This window comes from Bacillota bacterium (assembly GCA_033549065.1).
Taxonomy (GTDB): domain Bacteria; phylum Bacillota; class Dethiobacteria; order DTU022; family DTU022; genus JAWSUE01.
This window is the reverse complement of record JAWSUE010000002.1, coordinates 58,162-79,562: the sequence shown is the minus strand read 5'-3', so window position 1 is coordinate 79,562 and position 21,401 is coordinate 58,162. Positions and strand designations below refer to the sequence as shown.

21 protein-coding genes and 1 other annotated feature are annotated in these 21,401 nt (G+C 46.9%); of the genes, 2 read left to right on the top strand and 19 right to left on the bottom strand.

Annotation, left to right across the window (positions count from 1 at the left end; all coding sequences use genetic code 11):
* The first annotated feature begins 48 nt into the window (after nucleotides 1–48).
* Nucleotides 49–666, top strand: a complete 618-nt coding sequence (locus SCJ97_01570) for a stage II sporulation protein M (protein ID MDW7738733.1) — start codon at nucleotides 49–51, stop codon at nucleotides 664–666.
* Here the strand turns inward: SCJ97_01570 and coaBC are convergent.
* The 5 genes from coaBC to SCJ97_01545 are packed head-to-tail and all read right to left on the bottom strand — an operon-like array spanning nucleotide 661 to nucleotide 3,852.
* Complete coding sequence (coaBC, locus tag SCJ97_01565; GenBank protein ID MDW7738732.1) at nucleotides 661–1,839, bottom strand: bifunctional phosphopantothenoylcysteine decarboxylase/phosphopantothenate--cysteine ligase CoaBC; 1,179 nt, start codon at nucleotides 1,837–1,839, stop codon at nucleotides 661–663. The two genes, SCJ97_01570 and coaBC, sit on opposite strands and share 6 nt — an antisense overlap.
* A gap of 11 nt (nucleotides 1,840–1,850) precedes the next feature.
* A complete protein-coding gene (gene rpoZ, locus SCJ97_01560; protein MDW7738731.1) occupies nucleotides 1,851–2,057 on the bottom strand; it encodes a DNA-directed RNA polymerase subunit omega in 207 nt (68 codons plus the stop codon).
* A gap of 1 nt (nucleotide 2,058) precedes the next feature.
* A complete protein-coding gene (gene gmk, locus SCJ97_01555; GenBank protein ID MDW7738730.1) occupies nucleotides 2,059–2,661 on the bottom strand; it encodes a guanylate kinase in 603 nt (200 codons plus the stop codon).
* Nucleotides 2,662–2,682: 21 nt separating this feature from the next.
* Nucleotides 2,683–2,955 carry a DUF370 domain-containing protein gene (locus tag SCJ97_01550; GenBank protein MDW7738729.1) on the bottom strand — a complete coding sequence of 91 codons (273 nt, stop codon included), beginning with the start codon at nucleotides 2,953–2,955 and terminating at the stop codon, nucleotides 2,683–2,685.
* A gap of 21 nt (nucleotides 2,956–2,976) precedes the next feature.
* The gene (locus tag SCJ97_01545; GenBank protein ID MDW7738728.1) at nucleotides 2,977–3,852 is read right to left on the bottom strand and encodes a YicC/YloC family endoribonuclease; all 876 of its coding nucleotides are present in this window, start codon (nucleotides 3,850–3,852) and stop codon (nucleotides 2,977–2,979) included.
* Between the two features lie 145 nt (nucleotides 3,853–3,997).
* Between SCJ97_01545 and SCJ97_01540 the strand changes: the two genes are divergently transcribed.
* Nucleotides 3,998–5,722: an NFACT RNA binding domain-containing protein gene (locus tag SCJ97_01540; protein ID MDW7738727.1), complete on the top strand. Its 1,725-nt coding sequence runs from the start codon at nucleotides 3,998–4,000 to the stop codon at nucleotides 5,720–5,722.
* A gap of 23 nt (nucleotides 5,723–5,745) precedes the next feature.
* On the opposite strand, the gene SCJ97_01535 is transcribed toward SCJ97_01540, so the two are convergent.
* The 14 genes from SCJ97_01535 to nrdR form a co-directional block, all read right to left on the bottom strand.
* Nucleotides 5,746–6,696 (bottom strand): RluA family pseudouridine synthase, encoded by a 951-nt coding sequence (locus SCJ97_01535; protein ID MDW7738726.1) that lies wholly within the window; start codon nucleotides 6,694–6,696, stop codon nucleotides 5,746–5,748.
* Nucleotides 6,693–7,466: a prolipoprotein diacylglyceryl transferase gene (lgt, locus tag SCJ97_01530; GenBank protein MDW7738725.1), complete on the bottom strand. Its 774-nt coding sequence runs from the start codon at nucleotides 7,464–7,466 to the stop codon at nucleotides 6,693–6,695. Before lgt ends, SCJ97_01535 begins: the two co-directional genes overlap by 4 nt.
* Complete coding sequence (gene lspA / locus SCJ97_01525) at nucleotides 7,456–7,926, bottom strand: signal peptidase II (protein MDW7738724.1); 471 nt, start codon at nucleotides 7,924–7,926, stop codon at nucleotides 7,456–7,458. The genes lgt and lspA overlap by 11 nt, the downstream gene beginning before the upstream one ends.
* An 83-nt stretch (nucleotides 7,927–8,009) precedes the next feature.
* Nucleotides 8,010–9,632: a long-chain fatty acid--CoA ligase gene (locus tag SCJ97_01520; protein MDW7738723.1), complete on the bottom strand. Its 1,623-nt coding sequence runs from the start codon at nucleotides 9,630–9,632 to the stop codon at nucleotides 8,010–8,012.
* A gap of 564 nt (nucleotides 9,633–10,196) precedes the next feature.
* Nucleotides 10,197–12,959: an isoleucine--tRNA ligase gene (gene ileS / locus SCJ97_01515; GenBank protein ID MDW7738722.1), complete on the bottom strand. Its 2,763-nt coding sequence runs from the start codon at nucleotides 12,957–12,959 to the stop codon at nucleotides 10,197–10,199.
* Nucleotides 12,960–13,030: 71 nt separating this feature from the next.
* Nucleotides 13,031–13,263, bottom strand: a binding site (T-box leader).
* 64 nt (nucleotides 13,264–13,327) lie between these two features.
* Complete coding sequence (locus tag SCJ97_01510; GenBank protein MDW7738721.1) at nucleotides 13,328–13,963, bottom strand: DivIVA domain-containing protein; 636 nt, start codon at nucleotides 13,961–13,963, stop codon at nucleotides 13,328–13,330.
* 90 nt (nucleotides 13,964–14,053) lie between these two features.
* Nucleotides 14,054–14,821, bottom strand: a complete 768-nt coding sequence (locus SCJ97_01505) for a YlmH/Sll1252 family protein (protein ID MDW7738720.1) — start codon at nucleotides 14,819–14,821, stop codon at nucleotides 14,054–14,056.
* 14 nt (nucleotides 14,822–14,835) lie between these two features.
* Complete coding sequence (locus tag SCJ97_01500; GenBank protein MDW7738719.1) at nucleotides 14,836–15,132, bottom strand: YggT family protein; 297 nt, start codon at nucleotides 15,130–15,132, stop codon at nucleotides 14,836–14,838.
* 30 nt (nucleotides 15,133–15,162) lie between these two features.
* Nucleotides 15,163–15,840: a YggS family pyridoxal phosphate-dependent enzyme gene (locus tag SCJ97_01495; GenBank protein MDW7738718.1), complete on the bottom strand. Its 678-nt coding sequence runs from the start codon at nucleotides 15,838–15,840 to the stop codon at nucleotides 15,163–15,165.
* A gap of 38 nt (nucleotides 15,841–15,878) precedes the next feature.
* Nucleotides 15,879–16,964: an HlyD family efflux transporter periplasmic adaptor subunit gene (locus tag SCJ97_01490; protein ID MDW7738717.1), complete on the bottom strand. Its 1,086-nt coding sequence runs from the start codon at nucleotides 16,962–16,964 to the stop codon at nucleotides 15,879–15,881.
* Between the two features lie 19 nt (nucleotides 16,965–16,983).
* On the bottom strand, nucleotides 16,984–17,802 hold the full coding sequence (pgeF, locus tag SCJ97_01485; GenBank protein ID MDW7738716.1) for a peptidoglycan editing factor PgeF: 819 nt from the start codon (nucleotides 17,800–17,802) through the stop codon (nucleotides 16,984–16,986).
* A gap of 422 nt (nucleotides 17,803–18,224) precedes the next feature.
* Nucleotides 18,225–18,746, bottom strand: a complete 522-nt coding sequence (locus SCJ97_01480; protein ID MDW7738715.1) for a 4Fe-4S single cluster domain-containing protein — start codon at nucleotides 18,744–18,746, stop codon at nucleotides 18,225–18,227.
* Entirely contained in the window at nucleotides 18,743–20,836 is a 2,094-nt protein-coding gene (gene nrdD / locus SCJ97_01475; protein ID MDW7738714.1) for an anaerobic ribonucleoside-triphosphate reductase, read from the bottom strand. Before nrdD ends, SCJ97_01480 begins: the two co-directional genes overlap by 4 nt.
* Nucleotides 20,837–21,319: a transcriptional regulator NrdR gene (nrdR, locus tag SCJ97_01470; protein MDW7738713.1), complete on the bottom strand. Its 483-nt coding sequence runs from the start codon at nucleotides 21,317–21,319 to the stop codon at nucleotides 20,837–20,839.
* Nucleotides 21,320–21,401: the final 82 nt, after the last annotated feature.

Sequence of the window (21,401 nt, the reverse complement as noted above, 5' to 3'; positions counted from 1 at the left end):
AAGTTATTTTGATAAGATAAGAATACCGAAGAAGAGAGCGTGTTGTCCATGTTTACACTTTTTTTCCCGGTCAGACAGGTAATCAGGGAAAACCGTAGCTGGTTTGTCATGGCAGCTTCGATTTTTATTGCCTGTTTTATCATTTTATACTATACAGCAGGTAAGGCTCAGCCACTTACTGAACAGGCTATCGAAAGTCAGTTTGAGCAGATGGTTGCATTATTTTCAATAATCCTCGGAGCAAGCCCCCTGATCAGCACCCTGCTGATATTTATGAACAATTTTATCTCCATGGTCCAAATGCTCATGCTCGGTGTGGCAGCAGGCATATCCCCCCTGATTACACTGGGCGTAAACGGCGCCCTGGTAGGGGCAATGATCGCTTTTTCCGTCCAGGAAGGAATCCCTTTCCTGACAATACTCGGTTTTGGGATTTTGCCTCACGGCATATTCGAACTCTTCGCCTTTTTTATCAGTGCGGGAATAGGATTAAAGTTCGGTTATCACTGCATAGCCTCTCCCCTGCCAGGGAAAACCCGCATGCAGAGCTACCGCTATATCTGGAAAGAGGCGATTTCAATTCTACCACTGATTGTCTTACTTTTAATACTCGCTGCTTTTATCGAGGTTTTCATCACTGCAAAGCTGCTCGGTTTGGTGTTATAAAAGTTTAGCAATCCGGTCCAGAAGCAGATGGGCCAGTTTATCTTTTTCCATAACCGGTAGTTCTTCCACATTTCCATACCGATCAATAATAGTTACTTTATTGGTAGGCACCGCAAACCCTGCCCCTGGGTCGGTCAGGTTATTTACAACGATCATATCCAGGTTCTTGGCAGCAAGTTTTTGCTTTGCATGATCAACTGCATTTTCTGTTTCAGCTGCAAAACCAACAAGGATGTGCTCCCCTTTCTGCTTTCCCAGTTCAAGGAGTATATCGGGGTTCGCTTCGAGATGCAGGGTGGTAAGAGCTTCTCCTTTTTTTACCTTCTGCTTTACCGTATCCTTCGGCCGAAAATCTGAAACCGCTGCAGCCTTTACTATCAACCGGCAATCGGGGAAGTTTTGCAGCACTACTTTTTTCATTTCTTCCGCGGTCGTAATATTGATTCGATTAACTCCGATCGGGGTATTCAATTCGGTCGGACCGCTGACGAGGATAACTTCCGCACCTCTTTCACTCAGAGCACGGGCAATTGCATAACCCATTAAACCGGTCGAAGGATTGCTGAGAAAGCGGACCGGGTCGAAATGCTCCCTGGTCGGACCGGCTGTAACAAGGGTTTTGACTCCCCTGTAGTCGCCGGAGCCGAGAATCATCCGGGTATAGTGATAGATATCCTGCGGTTCTGGCATGCGACCCTGACCATATACACCACAAGCCAGCTCTCCCGAATCGGGATCCATTAAATGACAACCGAATTTTTTCAGCTTTTCCATGCTTTCCTGGACTGCCGGATGATTATACATATTTACATTCATAGAAGGGACAACAACAACCGGGCATACTGCAGCCAGGTAAAGCGTAGTCAGCAGGTTATCTGCCAGTCCGGCGGCCATCTTGCCGATTGTGTTTGCCGTGGCAGGGGCGATGACCATTACATCGGCATCTTCGAGCAGTTCAATATGCCGGATTTTATCTCCGGTCCGCTCGGTATACATCTCGACAAAAGCCGGGCGGTTTGTCAGTGTCTGAAAGGTCAGGGGAGCAACAAAGCGTGCTGCTGCTTCAGACATGACAACCTGAACATCAGCGCCTCCGCGAATAAATAATCTGGCCAATTCTGCTGCTTTGTATGCAGCAATTCCACCGGTTATACCTAAAATAACTTTTTTCACCCTGAACACTCCTATTTTATACCGTCACGGATCCTTTCATACTCGATATTTCCGGCTTCAATTTCGAAAAGAGCAGTGGTAACATCTTTGCTATAGACAGTATCGATGGTTTTTCTGCTTCCGTTCCGAAGCTGGCGGCCCCTCTTTGCCGCTTCTATAACGAGGGTATATTTACTGTCAACATGCTTCAATAAATCATCAATCGAAGGATAAATCACTCTATTCACCTCCCCAGCCCGGTGGACGGGCTCCCCTGGTTACTCTGCATTTTTCTGCATCAATGATCGAACCGATCAATTCAGCTGCCTGTTCAACTGTATCATTAACTACCACGTAATCATATAGATTAAAGGCTTCCATCTCCCGGCGGGCGGTTATCAGCCGCTGTTTTATCCTGGCCTGGTTTTCAGTTCCACGACCGGTTATCCTCTTTTCCAGCGCTTCCAGTGAGGGGGGCGCCAGAAATATTGAAACTGAGCCAGGAGTTTTCTTCCGTACCTGGGCTGCACCCTGTACATCTATTTCCAAAATGAGATCACCGCCTGTTGATATCACCTTATTTACACTGTCAAGGCGGGTTCCGTAATAGTGATCATGAACATTGGCCCACTCAAGAAATGCACCGTTTTTGATCATCTCTTTAAAAGTCTTGATGTCTGTAAAGTTATATTCCCTGCCCTCTTTCTCGCCGGGCCGTGGTGAGCGGGTAGTGGTTGATATCGAAAGATTCAGCTTCTCCCTGATTTCCATCAGCTGCCGGCAGACAGTACCCTTTCCCACACCCGAAGGCCCGGAAATAATAATCAGGATGCCTTCAGTCATTTATACCCTCCTGTATATAAATCATTCTGACGCTTCGCCTTCGCTGCTGCTTTCCCTGTTCTGCAGGCGATGTTTAACAGTTTCTGGTTGGACCGCCGAAAGAATTATATGCCCGCTGTCAATCACTATAACTGCCCTGGTCCGGCGACCGTAAGTGGCATCAATAAGCATGCCGCGATCCCTGGCTTCACTGATCACCCGCTTAATCGGCGCCGATTCGGGGCTTACTATGGCAATAATTCTGCCTGCTGACACGATATTACCGAATCCGATATTAATCAATTTTATGGCCATCAAGCTACCCCCCAATGGTATTTACTCGAGGTTTTGAATCTGTTCCCTGATCTTTTCCAGTTCCGCTTTCAAGTCAACTACCAGGTTTGTCAGCTGATAGTCTCCTGCTTTGGATCCTATTGTGTTGATTTCCCGAAACATTTCCTGGGCAATGAAATCAAGTTTCCGGCCCACCGGTTCAGTACTGTCAAAAGCTTTTCGGAAAGCATTGATATGGCTCTGCAGGCGGACAAGTTCTTCATCAATTCCCATCCGTTCAACCAGGATAGCACATTCCATCAGCAGTCGTGTTTCCTCAAATTGGCCAGTCAGCAGTTCCTTTAATTTTTGTTCTGTCCGGTTCCTACATTCATCTTTCGCCTCTTCTGCCCGGAGAGTTGCCGTGCCGACCATCTCTTCAAGATGATCACATCTCCTTAGCAAATCGCGGCAGAGATTTTCCCCTTCAACGCGCCGTTGCTCCATTAAATGCTCCAGGGCAGCATGCAAGGCTTCACCAACCGCAGGCCACACCTGTTCTTCGGTAAGCGAAAATCCACCCGGTTTGAACAGCTCAGGCATTTGCAGAATATGCTTTAGCTTAACTTCTTCCGCCAGTCCAAGACGGTCTGTCAGCTTCTTCAGTGACTGGAAATAATCTTCGGCCAAATCATAGTTTACATTTACCTGGCGCATTCCAGCCGGCATTTCATCCAGAACAAGGTTAACCTCCACCCTACCCCGGCGAATCGACTCCAATAGAAGGCGGCGGATCCCGTCTTCAAGAAAATATAGCTCACGGGGCAGCCTGATCGATAGATCGGCATAACGATGATTCACCGAGCGCAGTTCAGCGGAAAATGTAAAACCATCCCGGGTACTGCTGCCCCGGCCGTAACCGGTCATACTGTTTATCATGGTCAGCATCCTTTGAATAAAATTACAATAGTCGGGCTGGGTTAATCTTAACATCAAATCAAGGCAATCTCAAGGTGCAATTAATCGGGAAATTTGCCAACTTTATCAATAAGAATTATACTTTATGCCGGGAGTTGACTCAAAGATGTCATTCGATACACTGATCATGAAAGTAGTTACCGATGAACTTAAGGATGAAGCAACAGGCGCTTTGATCCAGCAGGTTTACGAACCATCTCCACTGGAGATTGCACTTCACCTGTATTACCGTGGCAGGCAGATGAACCTGCTCTTCTCCATTGAATCAAAGTATGCCCGTATTCACCTTACCGGCGAGTCAGGAAAAAGGAAGAATCAACCTTCACCGTTCTGTATGCTATTGCGTAAATATCTGATCGGAGGCCGGATTGCATCCTTCAGCAATCCACCGCTGGAAAGGGTCATGGAAATAGAGATCGATCCTCCCGAAGGCCTTCCGCCGGTTAGGATTATCGCCGAAATAATGAGCAGGAGAAGTAATTTAATTCTCGTCGGTGGTAATAATGATGAAATACTCGGAGCAATGAAGATCGCTTCCTGGGAGAAAAATCCCCTGAGAGCGATCATGCCCGGCGAAAAATACCGCCCTGTTCCGCGTCAGGATAAGCTTGACCCACTCCGGATGGAGGAAAGTGAGTTTATATCAAATTTTGAGAACATCCTGAAAGAAATCTCCAAGCCTGAAAAAGCTCTTTATTCAGCTGTTGAAGGAATCAGCCCCCTGATTGCCCGGGAACTTGTTTTCCGCTCTAAGTGGGACAACAGGAAACAGCCGGAAGTATTGAAAAGCCTTTACAGGGAGACACAAAAACTTTTTAACGAACTGGATTCAGGGCAGGTTCAACCGGTGCTTATCCCTGAATTTGGAATATATGCCGCTGTACCGCTCATGCACCTGAATAATGATGGCACCAGGTATTTTGAAAGTGTTAATGAACTTCTGGACCAATTTTATAGTGTCCAAATCAGAGAGGAAAGGGAAAAGCAGCTGAAGGAAAGCCTGAACAGCGCAGTGAATAGAAAGCTTTCTTCTCTTCAATATAAGAAAAGAGAATTGGATAAAGAACTGGCAGCATCCGCAAAAGCGCCGGAACTCCGCCAGTATGGGGAACTTCTGCTGGCTTACGGTGACAGGGTTGAAAAAGGGGCCGAGAGTGTTGCCCTGCCTGATCTGTATAACCCCGATCAGCTGATTGTTATTCCCCTGAATCCGGCAAAGAACGCAGGCGCAAATGCCCGGTATTACTTTAACCGGTACCGAAAAGCAAAGAACAGCAGGGATCAGATCCGGAAACAGCTGAATAAAACAAAATCTGAAATTGATTACTGCCTGAACCTTCTTTATTCAATTGAAAATGGTTCCGGAATCTCACTTATCGAGATTACTCAGGAGCTGATTGAAGCCGGATACCTTAAAAAGAAAGAGAAAGGGAAGCGCAAGAGTGACGAACTACCCAAACCGCTTACATTCAAGAGTTCATCGGGGAATTCTATCCTTGTCGGAAGGAATAACCGCCAGAATGACTATATTACCTTTAAGGCAGCTGTCCGGAGAGACACCTGGTTCCATGTGCGCCAACTTCCGGGTAGCCATGTTGTTTTAAAAGGGGTTTCTTTTCCGCCACCGCAGCAGGATCTGGAAGAGGCTGCTTTCTTGGCTGCTTATTTCAGTAAAGGTCGTGAAAGCAGTGCAGTTGCAGTGGATTACACGGAAGTCCGCCATGTCAGGCGCCGGGCGGGTGGTAAACCCGGTTTTGTCTTCTATGAAAACTTTGAAACAATTACCGTTAATCCAGGAAATGAAGAATTACAAGCACTCTTCAAACTTTGAAAATAATAATTTATAACCACAGATCAGGATGGGTACTTTTTACTGAGCCAGATCAACCCTTTTCTGAAATCTGATGGAAGAGGTGCGGAAAACTCCATCTCTTCTCCGCTACGAGGATGGATAAACCTGATACGACGGGCATGTAAAGCCTGGGGAGCGGCAAGCCCGGAAGGCAGGTCATCATAACTCCGCTTTGAATAGGTGGGATCTCCAATAACGGGATAACCGAGATGGGCCAGGTGGACACGGATCTGATGAGTGCGGCCGGTTTCAAGGTTCAGCTGAAGCAGGCTGTACTGACCGTAATACTTCAGGACCCGATAACGGGTAACCGCCTCCCTTCCGGCAGATATGACAGCCATCTTTTTCCGGTGATGCGGGTGTCGGCCGATGGGTGCCTCTATCCTGCCCACTGCAGGCATTACTTTTCCAGCCACCAGGGCGATATACTCCCTGCGCAATGTCCTTGATTTCAGTTGACCGGATAGCAACCGGTGTGCCTGGTCGTTTTTGGCAACGATCAAGAGTCCTGATGTATCTTTATCCAGCCGGTGAATAATCCCCGGTCGAATCATCCCACCGATTCCCGATAAATCGGAACAGTGATTCAGGAGAGCGTTGACCAGGGTTCCACCCGGGTGCCCGGGAGCAGGATGAACAACCATTCCTCTCGGTTTGTTTACGACCAGCAGATCACTGTCCTCATAAATAATATCGAGCCGGATATCTTCCGGCCCGACAGAGATTTCCCCGGGTGGAGGTATAAAAAGGCTAATTTCTTCTCCCCCTTTAATCCTGTGATTCTTATCGTAACAGGTCTCCTGGTTTATTCTAACCCGACCATCATCGACCAATTTCTGAACCATGTTTCTTGAAAGGCCATCTTCAAGGTTGGCCAGGAACAGATCAAGCCTGGCTCCTTCATCTTCAGCACTCACCACGAAAATTTTTTCTGAACCGCTACCGTTTGTCATCTCCGGGAACCCTTTCTCTTTTTAACCGGTTCTGCCGGCTGCAGGTAGTTAATCAATACGATTGCAGCCAGTGAGGCAAAAAGCAGGCTGAGGCTGAACCACTGTGCGGTGGTCAGGTTTAACCAGCCGGGTATTCCATAGCGGAAAAACTCGGTTATAAATCTGAGCAGGCCGTAGAGGGCAAAAAGGGCAATAAGAATAAACCCGACAAAAGGTCTGCGGGGGCGCAGAAGTTTTAATATGATAAAGATGATGATACCACCCAGGGCAGCATAGAGTTGAACCGGATGACGAAGCACAGTATCGGCCATGTTAACCGGCAGTGCCCAGGGCAGGGTAGATTCTTTACCGTAGCAGCAGCCATTGAGAAAACAGCCGATCCGGCCAAAGGTATAGCCCAGGGCCAGGTAAGGAGCGAGCAGGTCAGCCATTTTTAAAAAATTGATCTTTCTCCAGGCACTCCAGAAATATAGAGCAATAACCCCTCCAAACATGGCCCCGTAAAATGAGAGCCCTTCAAACTGGGTAAAGAAAGACCTGAAGAATCTTCCGCTGTAGAATTCCCAGTTCAAGAGTATATAGAGGATCCGTGAGCCGAGGAGTCCCACTATAGTTGAAGCTATAACCGATTCCAGGACATGATCGGGGTTGATCCCTTCTCTTGGAGCTTCACGGTAAATAGCGATGGCGGCAACCAAAACGGCGATAGCAATCATCAGGCCGTAAGAATGGATGGCAAAATTACCTATGCGGAATATTTCAGGATACATCAGACCCACTCCTTTCACCTTTTAAAGCACTATCCCGCCAAAAAGCGATCAGAAAAATCCCGATGCCGATGACGATCGCCGAATCGGCGACATTGAAGACAGGAGGCCAGATTGTAAAGTTGATGAAATCGATAACATAGCCTTCCCTTAATCGGTCAATCAGGTTACCCAGGGCCCCTCCGAGCTGTAGGGCGAGACCCAGCCGCAGCCAGAAATGATCTTCAGCCAGTACGCGGTAATAGAAGATTATAAAGAGAACCACAATGATTGTTATAATTACAAAAACCACGGTCTGGTAGGGAAACATACCAAAGGCTGCTCCGGGGTTCCGGACATAGGTTATATATAAAAAGTTTTCAATGATCTTGATCGACTGGCCAATCTCCATGTAAGTAGTAATCAGATATTTTGTAAACTGATCGAACAGAACCATAACCGCTGCTATAATGAATAGGCGCAAAATTTTCCCTCCGGACTCACGAGCACAGATTATCCCAATCCAACGTTATATATTTTAACACAGGGCTGCACATAAGAACAGGATCAGTTCTTCTTCAATTCCTCTTCAACCAGGCTTCGGCGAAGTATCTTCCCAATGGCACTTTTGGGGAGCTCACTGCGGAACTCCACCGACCGGGGAACTTTAAATTTCGCCAGCTTCTGACGGCAAAATTCAATAATTTCTTCTTCGGTTGCTTCCTCTTCATCATGCAGTACAACATAAGCTTTGATCACTTCACCGAGATAATCGTCGGGAAGCCCCACAGAAACAGCTTCGGCAATTTTCGGGTTTTCAAAAAGGACTTCGTCCACCTCCCGGGGGTAAACATTATAACCCCCGGTGATTATCATATCTTTTTTGCGGTCCACGATATAAAAGTAACCGTCTTCATCCATCCGGGCAATATCCCCGGTATATAACCATCCGTCCCGCAGTGAGTCAACAGTTTCTTCCGGACGATTCCAGTAACCTTTCATCACCTGCGGCCCTTTAATGACCAGTTCCCCTTCTTCTCCCATGCCAACCTCTTTTGTCCCGGTTTCTATATCAACCAGCCTGCAATCTGTATCCGGATAGGGCATACCTACGCTTCCCGGCTTCCGTTTGCCGATCAGAGGATTGCAGTGGGTGACCGGAGAGGCTTCAGAAAGTCCGTAACCTTCAAGCATTTTTGAACCTGTCCGTTCCTCAAAGCGAGCCATGATATCAACGGGCATCGGAGCTGCACCGCTGTTGCATATTTCAATAGCATCGAGATTATATTTTTCAGCATCCGGGTGGTTGGCTAAAGCGATATAGACTGTTGGCACAGCAGGTAACAGCGCCGGTTTGTACTGCTTGATCAGTTCCAGCAATGCATCGATATCAAAACGGGGAACCAGGACCTGACCGGCAGGCAGGGTAAGACCCACATTCATTACACAGGTCATCCCGTATGAGTGGAAAAAGGGCAGGATGGCAATGCCAAAGTACTGCTTAACTCCTTTTCCATATTTGCGATCGATCCATTCTTTAAGCCATTCCTTGATCTGAACCACGTTACAGGTCAGGTTATAGTGAGTCAGCATGGCAGCCTTGGGAAAACCGGTGGTTCCACCGGTATATTGAAATACTGCGAGGTCTTCCCGCGGATCTATTGGAACAACAGAACCCTCCGGTTCATTTGCGGCCAGCATAATATCAAACCAGGTTACTTCACCTTCAATATCGGTCCATAAAAGCCGGGTAGCAATTACATGCTCTATATGAACTTTATGGCGAACAGCACTGAATGAATGGAAAACGGCATCGGCACCAATAAATACTTTTGATCCTGAATCTTTGAGAATAAACTCAACTTCTGAAGGAGTGTAGAGCGGGTTAACCTGGACAACAACAGCACCGACTTTCATACAACCATAAAAAGCATAAACATACTCGGGACAATTGGGCAGCATTAAAGCTACCCGATCACCTTTCTCTACCCCCATTTTTACCAGAGCAGCTGCAGTGCGTTCAATTTTTTCGTGCACTTCCTTATAAGTTACCTCATTGCCGAAGAAAACCAGGGCAATCAGGTCAGGATAATCAACTGTTGATTGAATGAAGTAATCATAAAGGGATGTTTCGGGATAATCTAGATTCCAACGAACCGGATAATTTTTCAGCCAGGGCCTTTCGGACATTCTACCAGCTCCTCTCAACCAATGTTTGATTTATTTGCCTATTCTAATTGTTCTTTGCATTTCTTACTTTCCCTTCTCCGGCTCGCAAACTACTTTGATCTTTTCTCATAACCTGTAGATAATCTCCTTTGCAAGAACCATGTTTTCACCAATTCGAGATACTTTATCTTATAAGCAGACCCTGATACTGTAAGCGACATTAGCATGAGCGGTTAGAATTACCGGTGAGCCGAAATAAAGTTGTCAGGGGACACATAACCTTCGGTCAATATGTCCCCATACGTATTATGCCTCTCCGGAATGATTAATACTGCTTCAGCTTTCCGGAGAGGCAGACCGAGGCCGGAGACTTAAGTGTCGACTGTTGAGGCTGCCCGCTGAAGCTTGAAGGCGAACCGGCATTAATTCTCCGCGAAATGATCCGGAGCGAACTGTATCAGGGTCTGATTACCTTTTACCTTTTACCTTTTACTTTTAATGCTGAAACACAATAAGAATCCCCCCTCGAACGGCCGTAAGGCCGGTAAGAGGGGGAGAAATTTATTGTTAGGTTTTAAGAGGATTTTAACCGAGGGCAGCAACGACCCTGCTGCAGCGGGGGCAGAGTTCTTCTTCCGATTCCGTATAGATCCAGCAGCGCGGGCACTTATGGCCGGGAGATTTCTCAACCAAAAGTGTGACAGGGTAATGCTCGCCCTTCACCGCATTTTCAGGGGCGCTGTCGCGGTCTCTTTCAAGCTTGACATGAGATACTATAAAGAGATCCTGTAAGTGATCTTCGTATTCTTTAAGTTGTCCGTACAGCGGATCATCTGCCCAGATACTTAGGCAGGCTTCAAGGGAACCGCCGATCACTTTTTCCTTGCGGGCCTGTTCGAGTGCCCAGTTGATGTCTTCACGTACTTCCAGAAGTACTTCCCAGCGTTTGCCGAGTTCCCGGTCATCCCACTGTGAACTCTGTTCAGGCCAGTCTGCAAGTTGAACGCTCTTCAGGTGCCGTCCGGGTAGGTGCTGCCAGATTTCCTCGGAAGTGAAGGTAAGGATTGGGGCCATCAGGAGCACAAGCCTTTCAGCGATAATCATTAAAGCTGTCTGTGAAGAGCGGCGGATCTTGTCATCGGGCAGAGAACAGTAGAGCCGGTCCTTGATAACATCAAGGTAGAAACTACTCATATCGACTACGCAAAAATTATGCAGGGCATGAAAGAATTGGTGATATTCATACTTTTCATATGCCCCGGTAATTTTCTCTGTTACCCGGTCAAGGCGATAAAGAGCCCAACGATCAAGTTCTTCCAGCTGATCATATTCGAATGACTGGGTATCCGGATCGAAGTCGAAGCAACCACCAAGCAGGAACCTGATCGTGTTTCTGATCTTACGGTAAACTTCGATCAGTTGTTTGAGGATCCCTTCGGATAGATGGATATCGCTGGTGAAATCAGCCGACGAAACCCAGAGGCGCAATATATCAGCGCCGTACTGCTTAATGATTTTCTCCGGGGCGATTACATTACCCAGGGATTTGGACATCTTCTTTCCTTCTCCATCAACTACCCAGCCGTGGCTGAGTACCGCTTTGTAAGGGGGTTCCCCCCGGGTAGCGACTGCAGTTAAAAGTGAAGAATGGAACCAACCCCTGTACTGGTCACTCCCTTCCAGGTATAGCTCTGCAGGCCAGCGCAGTCCTGACCTGGTTTCCAGTACGGCATCGTGGCTGGAGCCTGAGTCAAACCAGACATCCATTGTATCTGTTTCTTTCCGGAATTCTGTATGCCCGCATTCGGGGCATTTGAAGTTCTCAGGCAGAATTTCCGCGGATTCCCGGGCAAACCAGGCGTCGGAACCCTCTTTGCTGAAGAGTTCGCTGACAGCTTCGATGGTTTCACTGTTGATAATGGGCGCACTGCAGTCATCACAGTAGAAGATAGGGATAGGTACTCCCCAGACTCTCTGCCTGGAAATACACCAGTCCTGTCTTTCCGCCACCATATTATAGATTCGCTCTTCACCCCATGATGGAGTCCAGCTGACTTTCTTGATTGCTTCCAGGGCTTCTTTCCGAAAACCATCAATTGAGGCAAACCACTGCTCCGTCGCCCGGTATAGCAGGGGCGATTTACAGCGCCAGCAGTTGGGATATTGATGCTCAAATTTGAGCGATTTGATTAAGGCATTTTCCAGCCGCAAATCTTCGATCACCGCCTTGCCTCCCTCGTCATAACGGAGACCGGCGTATTTTCCTGCTTCTTCGGTGAAATAGCCGCTGTTATCCAGCGGGCTCAAAATAGGCAGGTTATTGGCCTGGCCGATAGCAAAGTCCTCATGACCGTGCCCCGGGGCTATATGGACACAGCCGGTGCCCTGTTCCAGGGTGACATGCTCTCCAGTAAGCAATATTGATTCGCGATCATAGAGAGGATGGCGGCAGCGCATCCCGACAAGCTCACTGCCTTTAAATCTCTTCAGAATAGGCCAGGGCTTTTCCGACCCGGCCAGTTTGGAAACCGCTTCCAGAAGACCTTCAGCAAGAAGATACTGTTCGGAACCTGCATCAGCCAGAACATAGTCGAAATCCTTGTGAACGGCTATAGCAAGGTTAGCCGGGATTGTCCATGCCGTTGTGGTCCAGATCAGGCAGTAACGGTTTTCAACCCCATCCAAAAGCCCGAGATCATCAATCAGCGGGAATTTAACATAGATTGATTCAGAAATTTTATTGCCGTACTCGATTTCGGCTTCTGCCAGCGCCGTTTCGCAGCTGGCACACCAGTATACCGGACGCATTCCCTTATAGATATAGCCTCGTTCGGCCATCATTCCGAATATTTTGATCTGTCGGCCTTCAAATTCCGGAGCAAGGGTCAGGTATGGATTATCCCAGTCACCGCGGACTCCCAGCCTTTTGAACTGATTTCGCTGGATATCAACATATTTCAGGGCATATTCCCGGCACATCTTTCGAAAATCAAGATCTGATATCTCTTTACGGTTCAGCTTGTTGGTCTTGATGATCTGGTGTTCAATCGGCAGGCCATGGGTATCCCAGCCCGGCACATAGGGGCAGTTACAGCCCTGCATGGTCTTATACTTGTTAATGATATCTTTTAACACCTTATTCAGGGCGGTACCCATATGGATATCACCGTTGGCATAAGGTGGTCCGTCATGCAGAATATAGAGCGGTGCTCCTTTGCGATTTTCCAGAACCTTGTTATGTATATCGAGCGATGCCCAGAATTCAAGCATGTCAGGCTCGCGATTCGGCAGGTTCGCGCGCATCGGAAATTCTGTTTGCGGTAGGTTCAGCGTATCTCTGTAGTCCATTATTGATGTCTCCTTCGTATCAATGATAAGTAATATATGTAATATTCTTTTGAATATAAAAAAATCGTCCCCTAAGGGACGAGATTTCTCCCGTGGTACCACCCTAATAACCAAACAATAACTGCAGGCCTCTTTGGAACACCATTAACGGCGGTAACCGCCCAACCCTACTTATTCGTTATAGAATGTTCAGATGGAAACTCCCGGGTGATTTACAGCGGAATTGCCATGCCGGAATTTCAGCCAACACCGGCTCTCTGAATTAGCTTACTAACCGCCTTGATGTCCCGTTCATTGTATTTGCCGTAAATTGTAGCATGGATACTAAACAAAATCAATACCTGGTAACTGTGCTGAAAATGGGCAGCCTAATTATCCTTCTCGAAATCATCTACCGGTTTTATTTCATAATCTGCTTCAAAATCGAGAACCGGCTCTTCATCTTCCTCCAGTTTAAAATCATCTTTTACCACTTCTTCAGCTACCACATCCGGTTTATAGTTACTTATAAATTCAGTGGCTTTCTCTTCGACTTTCTCTTCCTTTTGCGGCTCTTCCAGCCACTCCTCACCTTCCAGGGCAGCCAGCTGTGCCTCAATGAATGAACGGAATTTAAGTTTAAAAACCTGAGCCTTTCTGAAAAGTTCCTCCTGTTCATCAAGGATCCTGGAAGAGCGTGATCTGGCTTCTTCAACTAAATTCTTTGCTTCTCTCTCTGCTTCACGTTTAATCAATTCTGCTTCACGTTTGGCATTTTGCTTGACCTCTTCGGCAGTTTCCTGGGCAACGACAATTGCAGTGTGCATTGTGCTTTCCATCTTCTGGTAGTTCTTGTTTTTCTCTGTAAGCTGGGCCAGTTGATCTTTCAGGTCCTGGTTCTCACGCATTAACTGCTCGAGATCCTTGGCAATTCTGTCGAGAAATTCATCAACATCTTCGATGTCATAACCCCGGAAAGACCTTTCGAACTCTTTATTCTGTATATCCAGCGGTGTAATGCCCATTTCTTTTCCTCCCCTGTTTCAAACTGATAGTAATGTCAAGGCTCATAAGCTATGGCAAACTTCGACAACTGGATGACATTTCCTGCCTGATCAGCTATACTTTTTCAATCTTACCCGTATCCGACCTTTACGGGTTTCACCTTCATCCTCTTCAAGCAGCAGGCGGCCTCGTCCTTTCAGAGATACCTGGTCTCCTGCTTTTAACTGATATGACGGAGAATCTATCTGTCGCCAGTTAACCCTGACCAGACCACCCTTGACCAGGAGAACCACCCTTGCACGGGAGATTCCAAAACCGAGCGATATTACTGAATCAACCCGCAGGCTGGCTACTGTACCTTTGATTTCTTTGCCTTTATCATGGGAAAAAGGCAATTGATCGGCTTCAATTAAGTTACAGCTCACCGTAAATTTGCCAACCTGGATCAGATTGCTGCAGATAAATTCGGCTTTTGATTCCAGAACCATAACTGCTGCCCAGGAATCTTCAAAAACCAGGATATCGCCGACCTGATCCCGCTTAAATCCTAATGCAAGTACAGCGCCAAGCAGATCACGGTGATTGAGGGCGCCGTCGCCGGCATGCCAGCTCACTTTGATTATTTTAACCGGAGGCAGACTGTTTTTGAACCTGGAAGGGAAAACGGCAAGGACGTTTCGTTCCGCTTCCGGGTAACCACCGAATACGGTATATGCCAGGTCGGATTCTTTATGCAGCGCCGCTTCGGCCAGTTCAAGCTGACGGGGATCAAGAAAGTTCGTATGATAAGTTTTATTACCCTGCAATTCATCAAGCTTGCGGATAAACTGCTGCTGCCAGCGTTTTTCTTCATCAGATAATGGAGAACCGGAACTCATATTTAACCTCCGAATTAAAAGTAAATATAGCGGATTATCAACTGCTGGGCTACCCTCAACAAGATAAGAAGAATAAACGGGGAGAGATCCAGGTAACCCATCCCGACCCTGACTGCTGGTATAACCTTCCGTAATGGCGCTAAAAGCGGCTCGGTTAAAACATAGGCAATGCGATAGAGAGTATTAAAAGTCTGGTTCCGGGAGGCAGTAGGTGCAAACCAGGACATAATAATCCGGGCAAATAAAATTATGTAGTAAATCTGAATAAAAAAGATTAACCCTTCAGCAACTAACCTGTTGATTATAATCACCTGCTTTACTGCATATTTAACTTAAACCTGTCAGCTAAAGAGAGCGCTGCCGATGCGCAGTATGGTTGCTCCTTCTTCCACGGCGACCAGGTAATCATTGGTCATGCCCATCGACAGCTCCGGCAGCTCCATTCCGGGTTTGCTGTATTCATCTCTTAACTGACGGAGTTTTTTGAAACAACAACGGGCTTCTTCCGGATCTGCTACAAAGGGAGCCATCGTCATCAGTCCGAGAACACGTATCCGGTCATAATCATCAATCTGGTTGATAAAAGAGCCAAGATCATCGGCTTTCATACCAAATTTACTTTCTTCGCCGGATACATTTACCTGAATCAGCATATTAACCAGGAGATCAAGCTTTTCAGCCCAGCTCTGGACCGCTTTGGCCAGGGAAAGCCTATCGAGAGAGTGGATCATCATGTAATAAGGCAGGACATCCTTAACCTTGTTCGACTGGAGATGACCGATAAAGTGCCAGTTTAGATCGGGCAAGCTGATGACCTTTTCAGCTGCATCCTGAACCCTGTTTTCCCCGAAATCTTTCATGCCCAGGTTGGCAGCCTGCCGGACTTCATCAATACCTACTGTTTTTGTTACAGCTATAAGCTTGATATTTTCCGGATTCCGCCCCGCTTTTAGCGCAGCCTCTTCGATATTTTTCAAAACTTCTCTATAGTTTTCTGCCAGCATGTAGAGGAAACTCACCTCTGTATTTAATCTGTTACAGCCGGTTACTTAAATAATTAATACAACCGCTGTCCTTCCACAACATGTTCAGGCCGGGTTATGATCATACTCTGGGCAGGGAGCCCCTCGACCATAATTTGGTCATCACGCCTTTCAACAATTGTCAGCGGCTGAAAAACCACTTTCCCGCCCTGGTTGATAAAAACCCCGTAACTGTTGTCGTATTCAAATACAGCTTCCGCTGGAATAATTATACCCTGCTGCCTGGAATAGAGCAAAGAAGCTTCTGCCCACCTGGTTTGCTCAAAACCGACAACCTGCTGCTGTATTTCGTAGGCCAGGCGCACAATTTGATTTTCTTGATCAATTGCATATTCAATAAGAACCGCTCTGACCATCTCTTCCGGTGCAAAGTCAAATTCCAACTCAACATTCCGCTGTTCAGCTATAATGCGCCCCGGATGAAGTGGAATAATAATGCTGTAATACCATCGCCAGTTGTTAACGACTTTCATAACCGCCTGTCCGCTATCTACCAGGTCTCCCCGGACTGTATATCGTCCCTCAGGCTTGATGATTTCGTACTGGTCGGCGGTAATATAAAATGGTTCGCTGTAATGTTCCCATCCGTCGATATAGTGAGATAAAAAACCCGGGTGTTCCGTAGTGAGTGTTATAACTTCCTGGAAATTAAGCGACATGGGATCGATGGGAACCCGCTCTTCCATCGCTTCCTCATCCTCTTCATTTTCCGGCTCCTGCAGAGCCAACCACTGGGCTCTTGATATAACGCCTATCGAGGCCAGTTCTGAATCTGCCGATACTCTCCCACCGGCAGGAGCAAGTTCCAGAACAACTCCGGGCGAAGGGGATACTATAATCTCTTCTTCGCGGGTGATCAAACCGGCGGCATCCTGTCTGGACTCCATAACACCCATTTCGGCAGAAATTATCTGCAGACGCCAGGATAAAAACTGGTTGCCCAACCAGTGATAGCCCAACTGAATAATTATTATGAAGGCAATCAGAAGTAAAACATAAAAAACGAAAGCCCTTTTGAAATTGATAAAACTAAACCTTTTACCCTCTCCGCGGATAACCTCAAACTGCTGCCTCTTTTGTCTGGAGTGTTTATTTTTCAAATTCTAATCTCCCTGTATATTATCTGATAGCAATAAACCCGATCATTCTTCCCGTTTCCCCTTTATTTCTCCGGTATGAATAGAAAAGTTCAGGGCTGCAGGATGAACACCAACCTCCTCCGGATATGTTCTCAAAAGGGATGCCGGCTTTTGTTAGCTGCCGAATATTAATTGCTGTCATGTCGATACTCCATCTGTCATTTTCCTGCTGTAACAAGTACCTGGGATCATCCCAACCTTTATTCTGAAACTGCCGGGCAGTTTGCTCATCCACACTATAGCAGTTTTTGCAAATTGCAGGGCTTAAACCGACCAGCAGTTCTCCAGGTTTTAAATTAAAATCGGCAGATAGCCTGTCCACCATTTTGGAGGTAATCCCTCCAAGAGTACCCCGCCATCCGGCATGAGCCAGGGCTACAAGTTTTTTCGACCTGGCAGTAAAAAAAATGAGGAGGCAATCTGCCGAATAGGCGGCTAATACCAGCCTGGGTTCAGTTGTAATCAGGCCGTCGCACCTGCTGCGGGCAGATCCGGGAAGTGCTCCTTCACCTCTGTTGCTGCCTGTAAATGTTTCTATATCAGTTCCATGAACCTGGATCGATGATACCAGTTCGAGATAATTATATCCAAAATAGTTGAAGAAGCGCTTCCTGTTTTCCAAAACATTTTCTTTTTGATCACCGGTGTGGTAAGCAGTATTCAAAGAAGCCAAATATCCTTTACTGCATCCGCCCAGCCTGGTTGAAAAGGCATGGTCCACCAAACCGCTTAATTTGAGCAGAGGTGATTGAAGGTAGGCCATCCGGCCATCTCTGATCAGCTCAAACTTCGTCTTCATTTAGCTTCCCGGGAGTCCCTTGTTTATTAACCATACTGGTTATTATACCCTATCCTTCCAAGAAAATAGTTCCATATTAATCACCTTTTTACCTCTAATCTGAAACGATCATACTAAAGCTTTGCATATTACGAATATACAACTGGTATAACCCGACGCTGTAAACATGCAGCGAATCATTAAGCGAGTGGCCTAGAATTGCCGGCGAAACAAAGACTGGAGAGAGATCCGGCCTTTAAAAATAATAAATTCTGCTTCAGCTTTTATAAAGGCCGGACCGAGACCGGAAGACTTAGGTGTCAACTGTCGAGGTTTCTCTTGAAAGGCTGCAGTTGAGCCGCAGCAATTCTCTGCGAGCTTACGTGAGCCAGGGTTTACAGCTTCGGGATTGATAAACCAAAAGTTGAATTTAGCATAGAAAATCAATAAACCGTTTGTTCATATACCGCCCACTCGACAGGGGCTTCGCTTTTCATTGAACGGGAAAGATCAATAATGCGTTGGTTGCGGGAGCCTCTGAAAGGCAGGCAAAGGTCTTGCTGGGCTTCGAGGAAAGGTCCGTCGATCAGCAGCCACCCCAGTTCAAGCAGCCGGCGAACAGGAGGATTTTCTTTGCATCCTGAGATTAGCTGTTCAAAAGTATAACCGCTGTAGATAACGAGATTCATCCCAAAAGAAACAATACCGGAAGCCAGGGCAGCTGCTGCTTCCGGCTGTTCAAAGGGTTCACCCCCTGAAAGGGTGATGCCATCAATGGATTCGAGAACTTTTATCTGCTTGAGCAGCTGGTGAACAGAGATCTTCGTGCCGCCACCGGAATCGTGAGTTTCAGGATTATGGCATCCTGGACAGCGGTGGGAGCAACCCTGGAAGAAGATAGTCATACGCACTCCCGGGCCGTCGACAATGCTCTCCTTTTGTAATCCCGCCACCCTGAGATTCATTTTTGATCACCGGGAATGAAGTGAACTCTTCTATCTTTCAACTCGCTCAGTTTTGCTTCGTTAAACCTTTCATCAGTTGACAGATAGCCGGTTATTCGCCGGATTCTCCTGATATCGCTGCTTCCGCAGTGCGGACATTCCAGGTTAAAGACCCCGCTGCCCGAACAGCTTCTGCATTCATCGATGGGGTAGTTGATACCGCCATAACCAATATCGGAGGCATGCATATGGCGAACGATCCGCTCCACGGCTTCTATATTATGAATCGGAGGTGCTTCCAACTCGGTATAGCTGATATGGCCGGCATTACAAAGTTGGTGGAAACGACCTTCAGCAGTGAGTTTATCAAACATGGACATGGCGTAGTAGACTGGAATATGAAATGAATTTGTATAGTAATCTTTATCGGTAACTCCCGGTATGGTTCCATATTGCTTGCGGTCCATGGCTACAAAGCGGCCGGCCAATCCTTCAGCGGGAGTTGCAACCAGAACTATATTCAGATCGTATTCATCGGCATAGCTGTCGGTCCGCCGCCGCATATGATCGATGATCTTAAAGCCGAGATCAAGAGCTTCAGCGTCTTCTCCGTGGTGCTTTCCAAGCAGCAGATGGACCGTTTCCGCCAGTCCGATAAAGCCGATAGCCAGGGTACCGTTTTTGATTACTTCGCGGATTGTATCTTCCGCAACCAGGTTCTCCGAACCCATATAGAGTTTTTGACCCATTAAAAATGGCAAATCACGCACTTTCAATCTCGAGAGCACCTCGAATCGATGCAGAAGCTGGCGCGAAGCGCTGCGCATTAAACGATCGAGTTGGACAAAAAAGAGATCCTGCTGACCACGGCATTCAAAAGCGACTCGCGGTAGATTGAGGGTCACCGGTGCGATATTGCCTCTGCCGGCGGATATCTCCTGTCCATGGCGGTTGGCAATTACCCTGGTCCGGCAGCCCATGTAAGAGACTTCTTCTCCATATTGCCGGTTAAAAGTGGTATCCATAAAACTAAAAGTGGGGTTCATTCTCCTGGAAGCAACCTGCATGGCCAATCGGAGAAGATCGTAATTCGGATCCTCCGGAGTGTAGTTAACACCGTCTTTGACCCTGAAGACCAGATTGGGGAATATTGGAGTTTCTCCCTGGCCCAGGCCCCTTTTGAAGGCTTCGAGAATTGCCTTTGAAACCATTCGTCCCTCATCAGTGGTATCAGTTCCAAAGTTAATTGAACTGAATGGAGTTTGAGATCCCGCGCGGCTGTGCATTGAATTCAGGTTATATATAAATCCTTCCATGGCCTGGAAGATCTCCTCATAATCCGGTTTCTCTTTGAAGCCTCTAATTACTTCTCCCATGCTGCGATCGAAGTGGGGGAAGCTCTGCCCGCCGAACATATCATTCTGGTTGCTTTGAATTATTATTGCCGCCTGGGCAGCTGCAGAAGCAATTCTTTTGGGAGGACGGATATAGCCGTAACCTGTATTGAAACCGCCTTGAAGCAGTTTGTTTAAATCAATCTGCAAACAGTTTAAAGTTTTGCTATAGTAATCGAGATCGTGAATGTGAAAGGCCCCTTCTTCGTGGGCTCTTGTATATTCTTCGGGCAACAGGTTACTGAGATAGTACTGTTTACTGGCTGCACTGGCGATCTGCAGCATTTTGGCTGATGGAGAATTATTAACATTAGCGTTCTCCCGGCTGGTTTCGACCAATATTTCCTTAACAACATCCATCAGTTCCGATTTTCCTTCACGGATTCGTGTCCGGCGGTCACGATATAAAATATACGCTTTGGCAGTCCGGGCATGGCCGTTTTCAATCAGGGCGATTTCAACAGTATCCTGCACTTCCTCAACTGTGGGGATTACCCCCGAAGGTGTCTTTTCCTGTAAGATCTTAATAATTTGCTTCGTCAGGCTTTCAGCAATTCCGCGATCACTTCCGCCGACAGCTTTGGCCGCCTTGAAAATAGCATCTGTAATTTTTTCTGCATCAAAGGGGACAACCCGTCCATCACGTTTACGGATTTCTCTGAAATTATTCACCCGGTCCTCACCAACCTCTTTTTTTGCTGCAATATTTTCGGCCACTCAATACGCCTCCCCGGTTTTTTCTTTTTTCTTTTCATTCAGCATATTTTCCAACTCGGCTTTAAAAGTTTCAACATCCGGAAATTGTCTGTAAACCGATGCAAAACGGACGTAGGCCACCTCATCGATTATTCGCAGCTTGGCAAGGACCAAATCGCCAATCTGATCAGTTGTAACTTCTTTGATATAACTACTGCGCAGCTCCTGCTCAAGGTTTTCAACAACATCTTCCCAGCATGACAGGGGAATATTTCTCTTCTGTCCTGCCAGTAGAAGACCTTTCAGAATTTTGGCAGGATCAAAGATTTCCCGGCGCCCGTCGCGTTTAATGACAACAATCTGTTCTGCTTCCATTTTTTCCATGGTTGTAAATCGGTTATTGCAGCTTACACATTGACGCCTTCGTCTGATTGCAGAGGATTCCTGTGTAGCCCGGGAATCGAGGACCCGGGTATCTGGTTCACCGCAGTAGGGGCATTTCATAAAAAAAGCTCTCCCCTCAATATATTGCATTTTTTATATTATAAAACACAATATATTGTGTGTAAAGAGCTTTTTAAGGGAT

Excerpts from the sequence above, each read along its gene's own strand:
- ileS (MDW7738722.1), bottom strand. The coding sequence starts at position 12,959 with ATGGACTACAGAGATACGCTGAACCTACCGCAAACAGAATTTCCGATG.
- SCJ97_01510 (MDW7738721.1), bottom strand. The coding sequence starts at position 13,963 with ATGGGCATTACACCGCTGGATATACAGAATAAAGAGTTCGAAAGGTCT.
- SCJ97_01480 (MDW7738715.1), bottom strand. The coding sequence starts at position 18,746 with ATGAATCTCAGGGTGGCGGGATTACAAAAGGAGAGCATTGTCGACGGC.
- gmk (MDW7738730.1), bottom strand. The coding sequence starts at position 2,661 with ATGACTGAAGGCATCCTGATTATTATTTCCGGGCCTTCGGGTGTGGGA.
- pgeF (MDW7738716.1), bottom strand. The coding sequence starts at position 17,802 with ATGAAGACGAAGTTTGAGCTGATCAGAGATGGCCGGATGGCCTACCTT.
- SCJ97_01535 (MDW7738726.1), bottom strand. The coding sequence starts at position 6,696 with ATGACAAACGGTAGCGGTTCAGAAAAAATTTTCGTGGTGAGTGCTGAA.
- SCJ97_01505 (MDW7738720.1), bottom strand. The coding sequence starts at position 14,821 with ATGAGTTCCGGTTCTCCATTATCTGATGAAGAAAAACGCTGGCAGCAG.
- nrdR (MDW7738713.1), bottom strand. The coding sequence starts at position 21,319 with ATGAAATGCCCCTACTGCGGTGAACCAGATACCCGGGTCCTCGATTCC.
- SCJ97_01550 (MDW7738729.1), bottom strand. The coding sequence starts at position 2,955 with ATGGCCATAAAATTGATTAATATCGGATTCGGTAATATCGTGTCAGCA.
- SCJ97_01570 (MDW7738733.1), top strand. The coding sequence starts at position 49 with ATGTTTACACTTTTTTTCCCGGTCAGACAGGTAATCAGGGAAAACCGT.
- SCJ97_01545 (MDW7738728.1), bottom strand. The coding sequence starts at position 3,852 with ATGATAAACAGTATGACCGGTTACGGCCGGGGCAGCAGTACCCGGGAT.
- SCJ97_01520 (MDW7738723.1), bottom strand. The coding sequence starts at position 9,632 with ATGTCCGAAAGGCCCTGGCTGAAAAATTATCCGGTTCGTTGGAATCTA.
- SCJ97_01540 (MDW7738727.1), top strand. The coding sequence starts at position 3,998 with ATGTCATTCGATACACTGATCATGAAAGTAGTTACCGATGAACTTAAG.
- lgt (MDW7738725.1), bottom strand. The coding sequence starts at position 7,466 with ATGTATCCTGAAATATTCCGCATAGGTAATTTTGCCATCCATTCTTAC.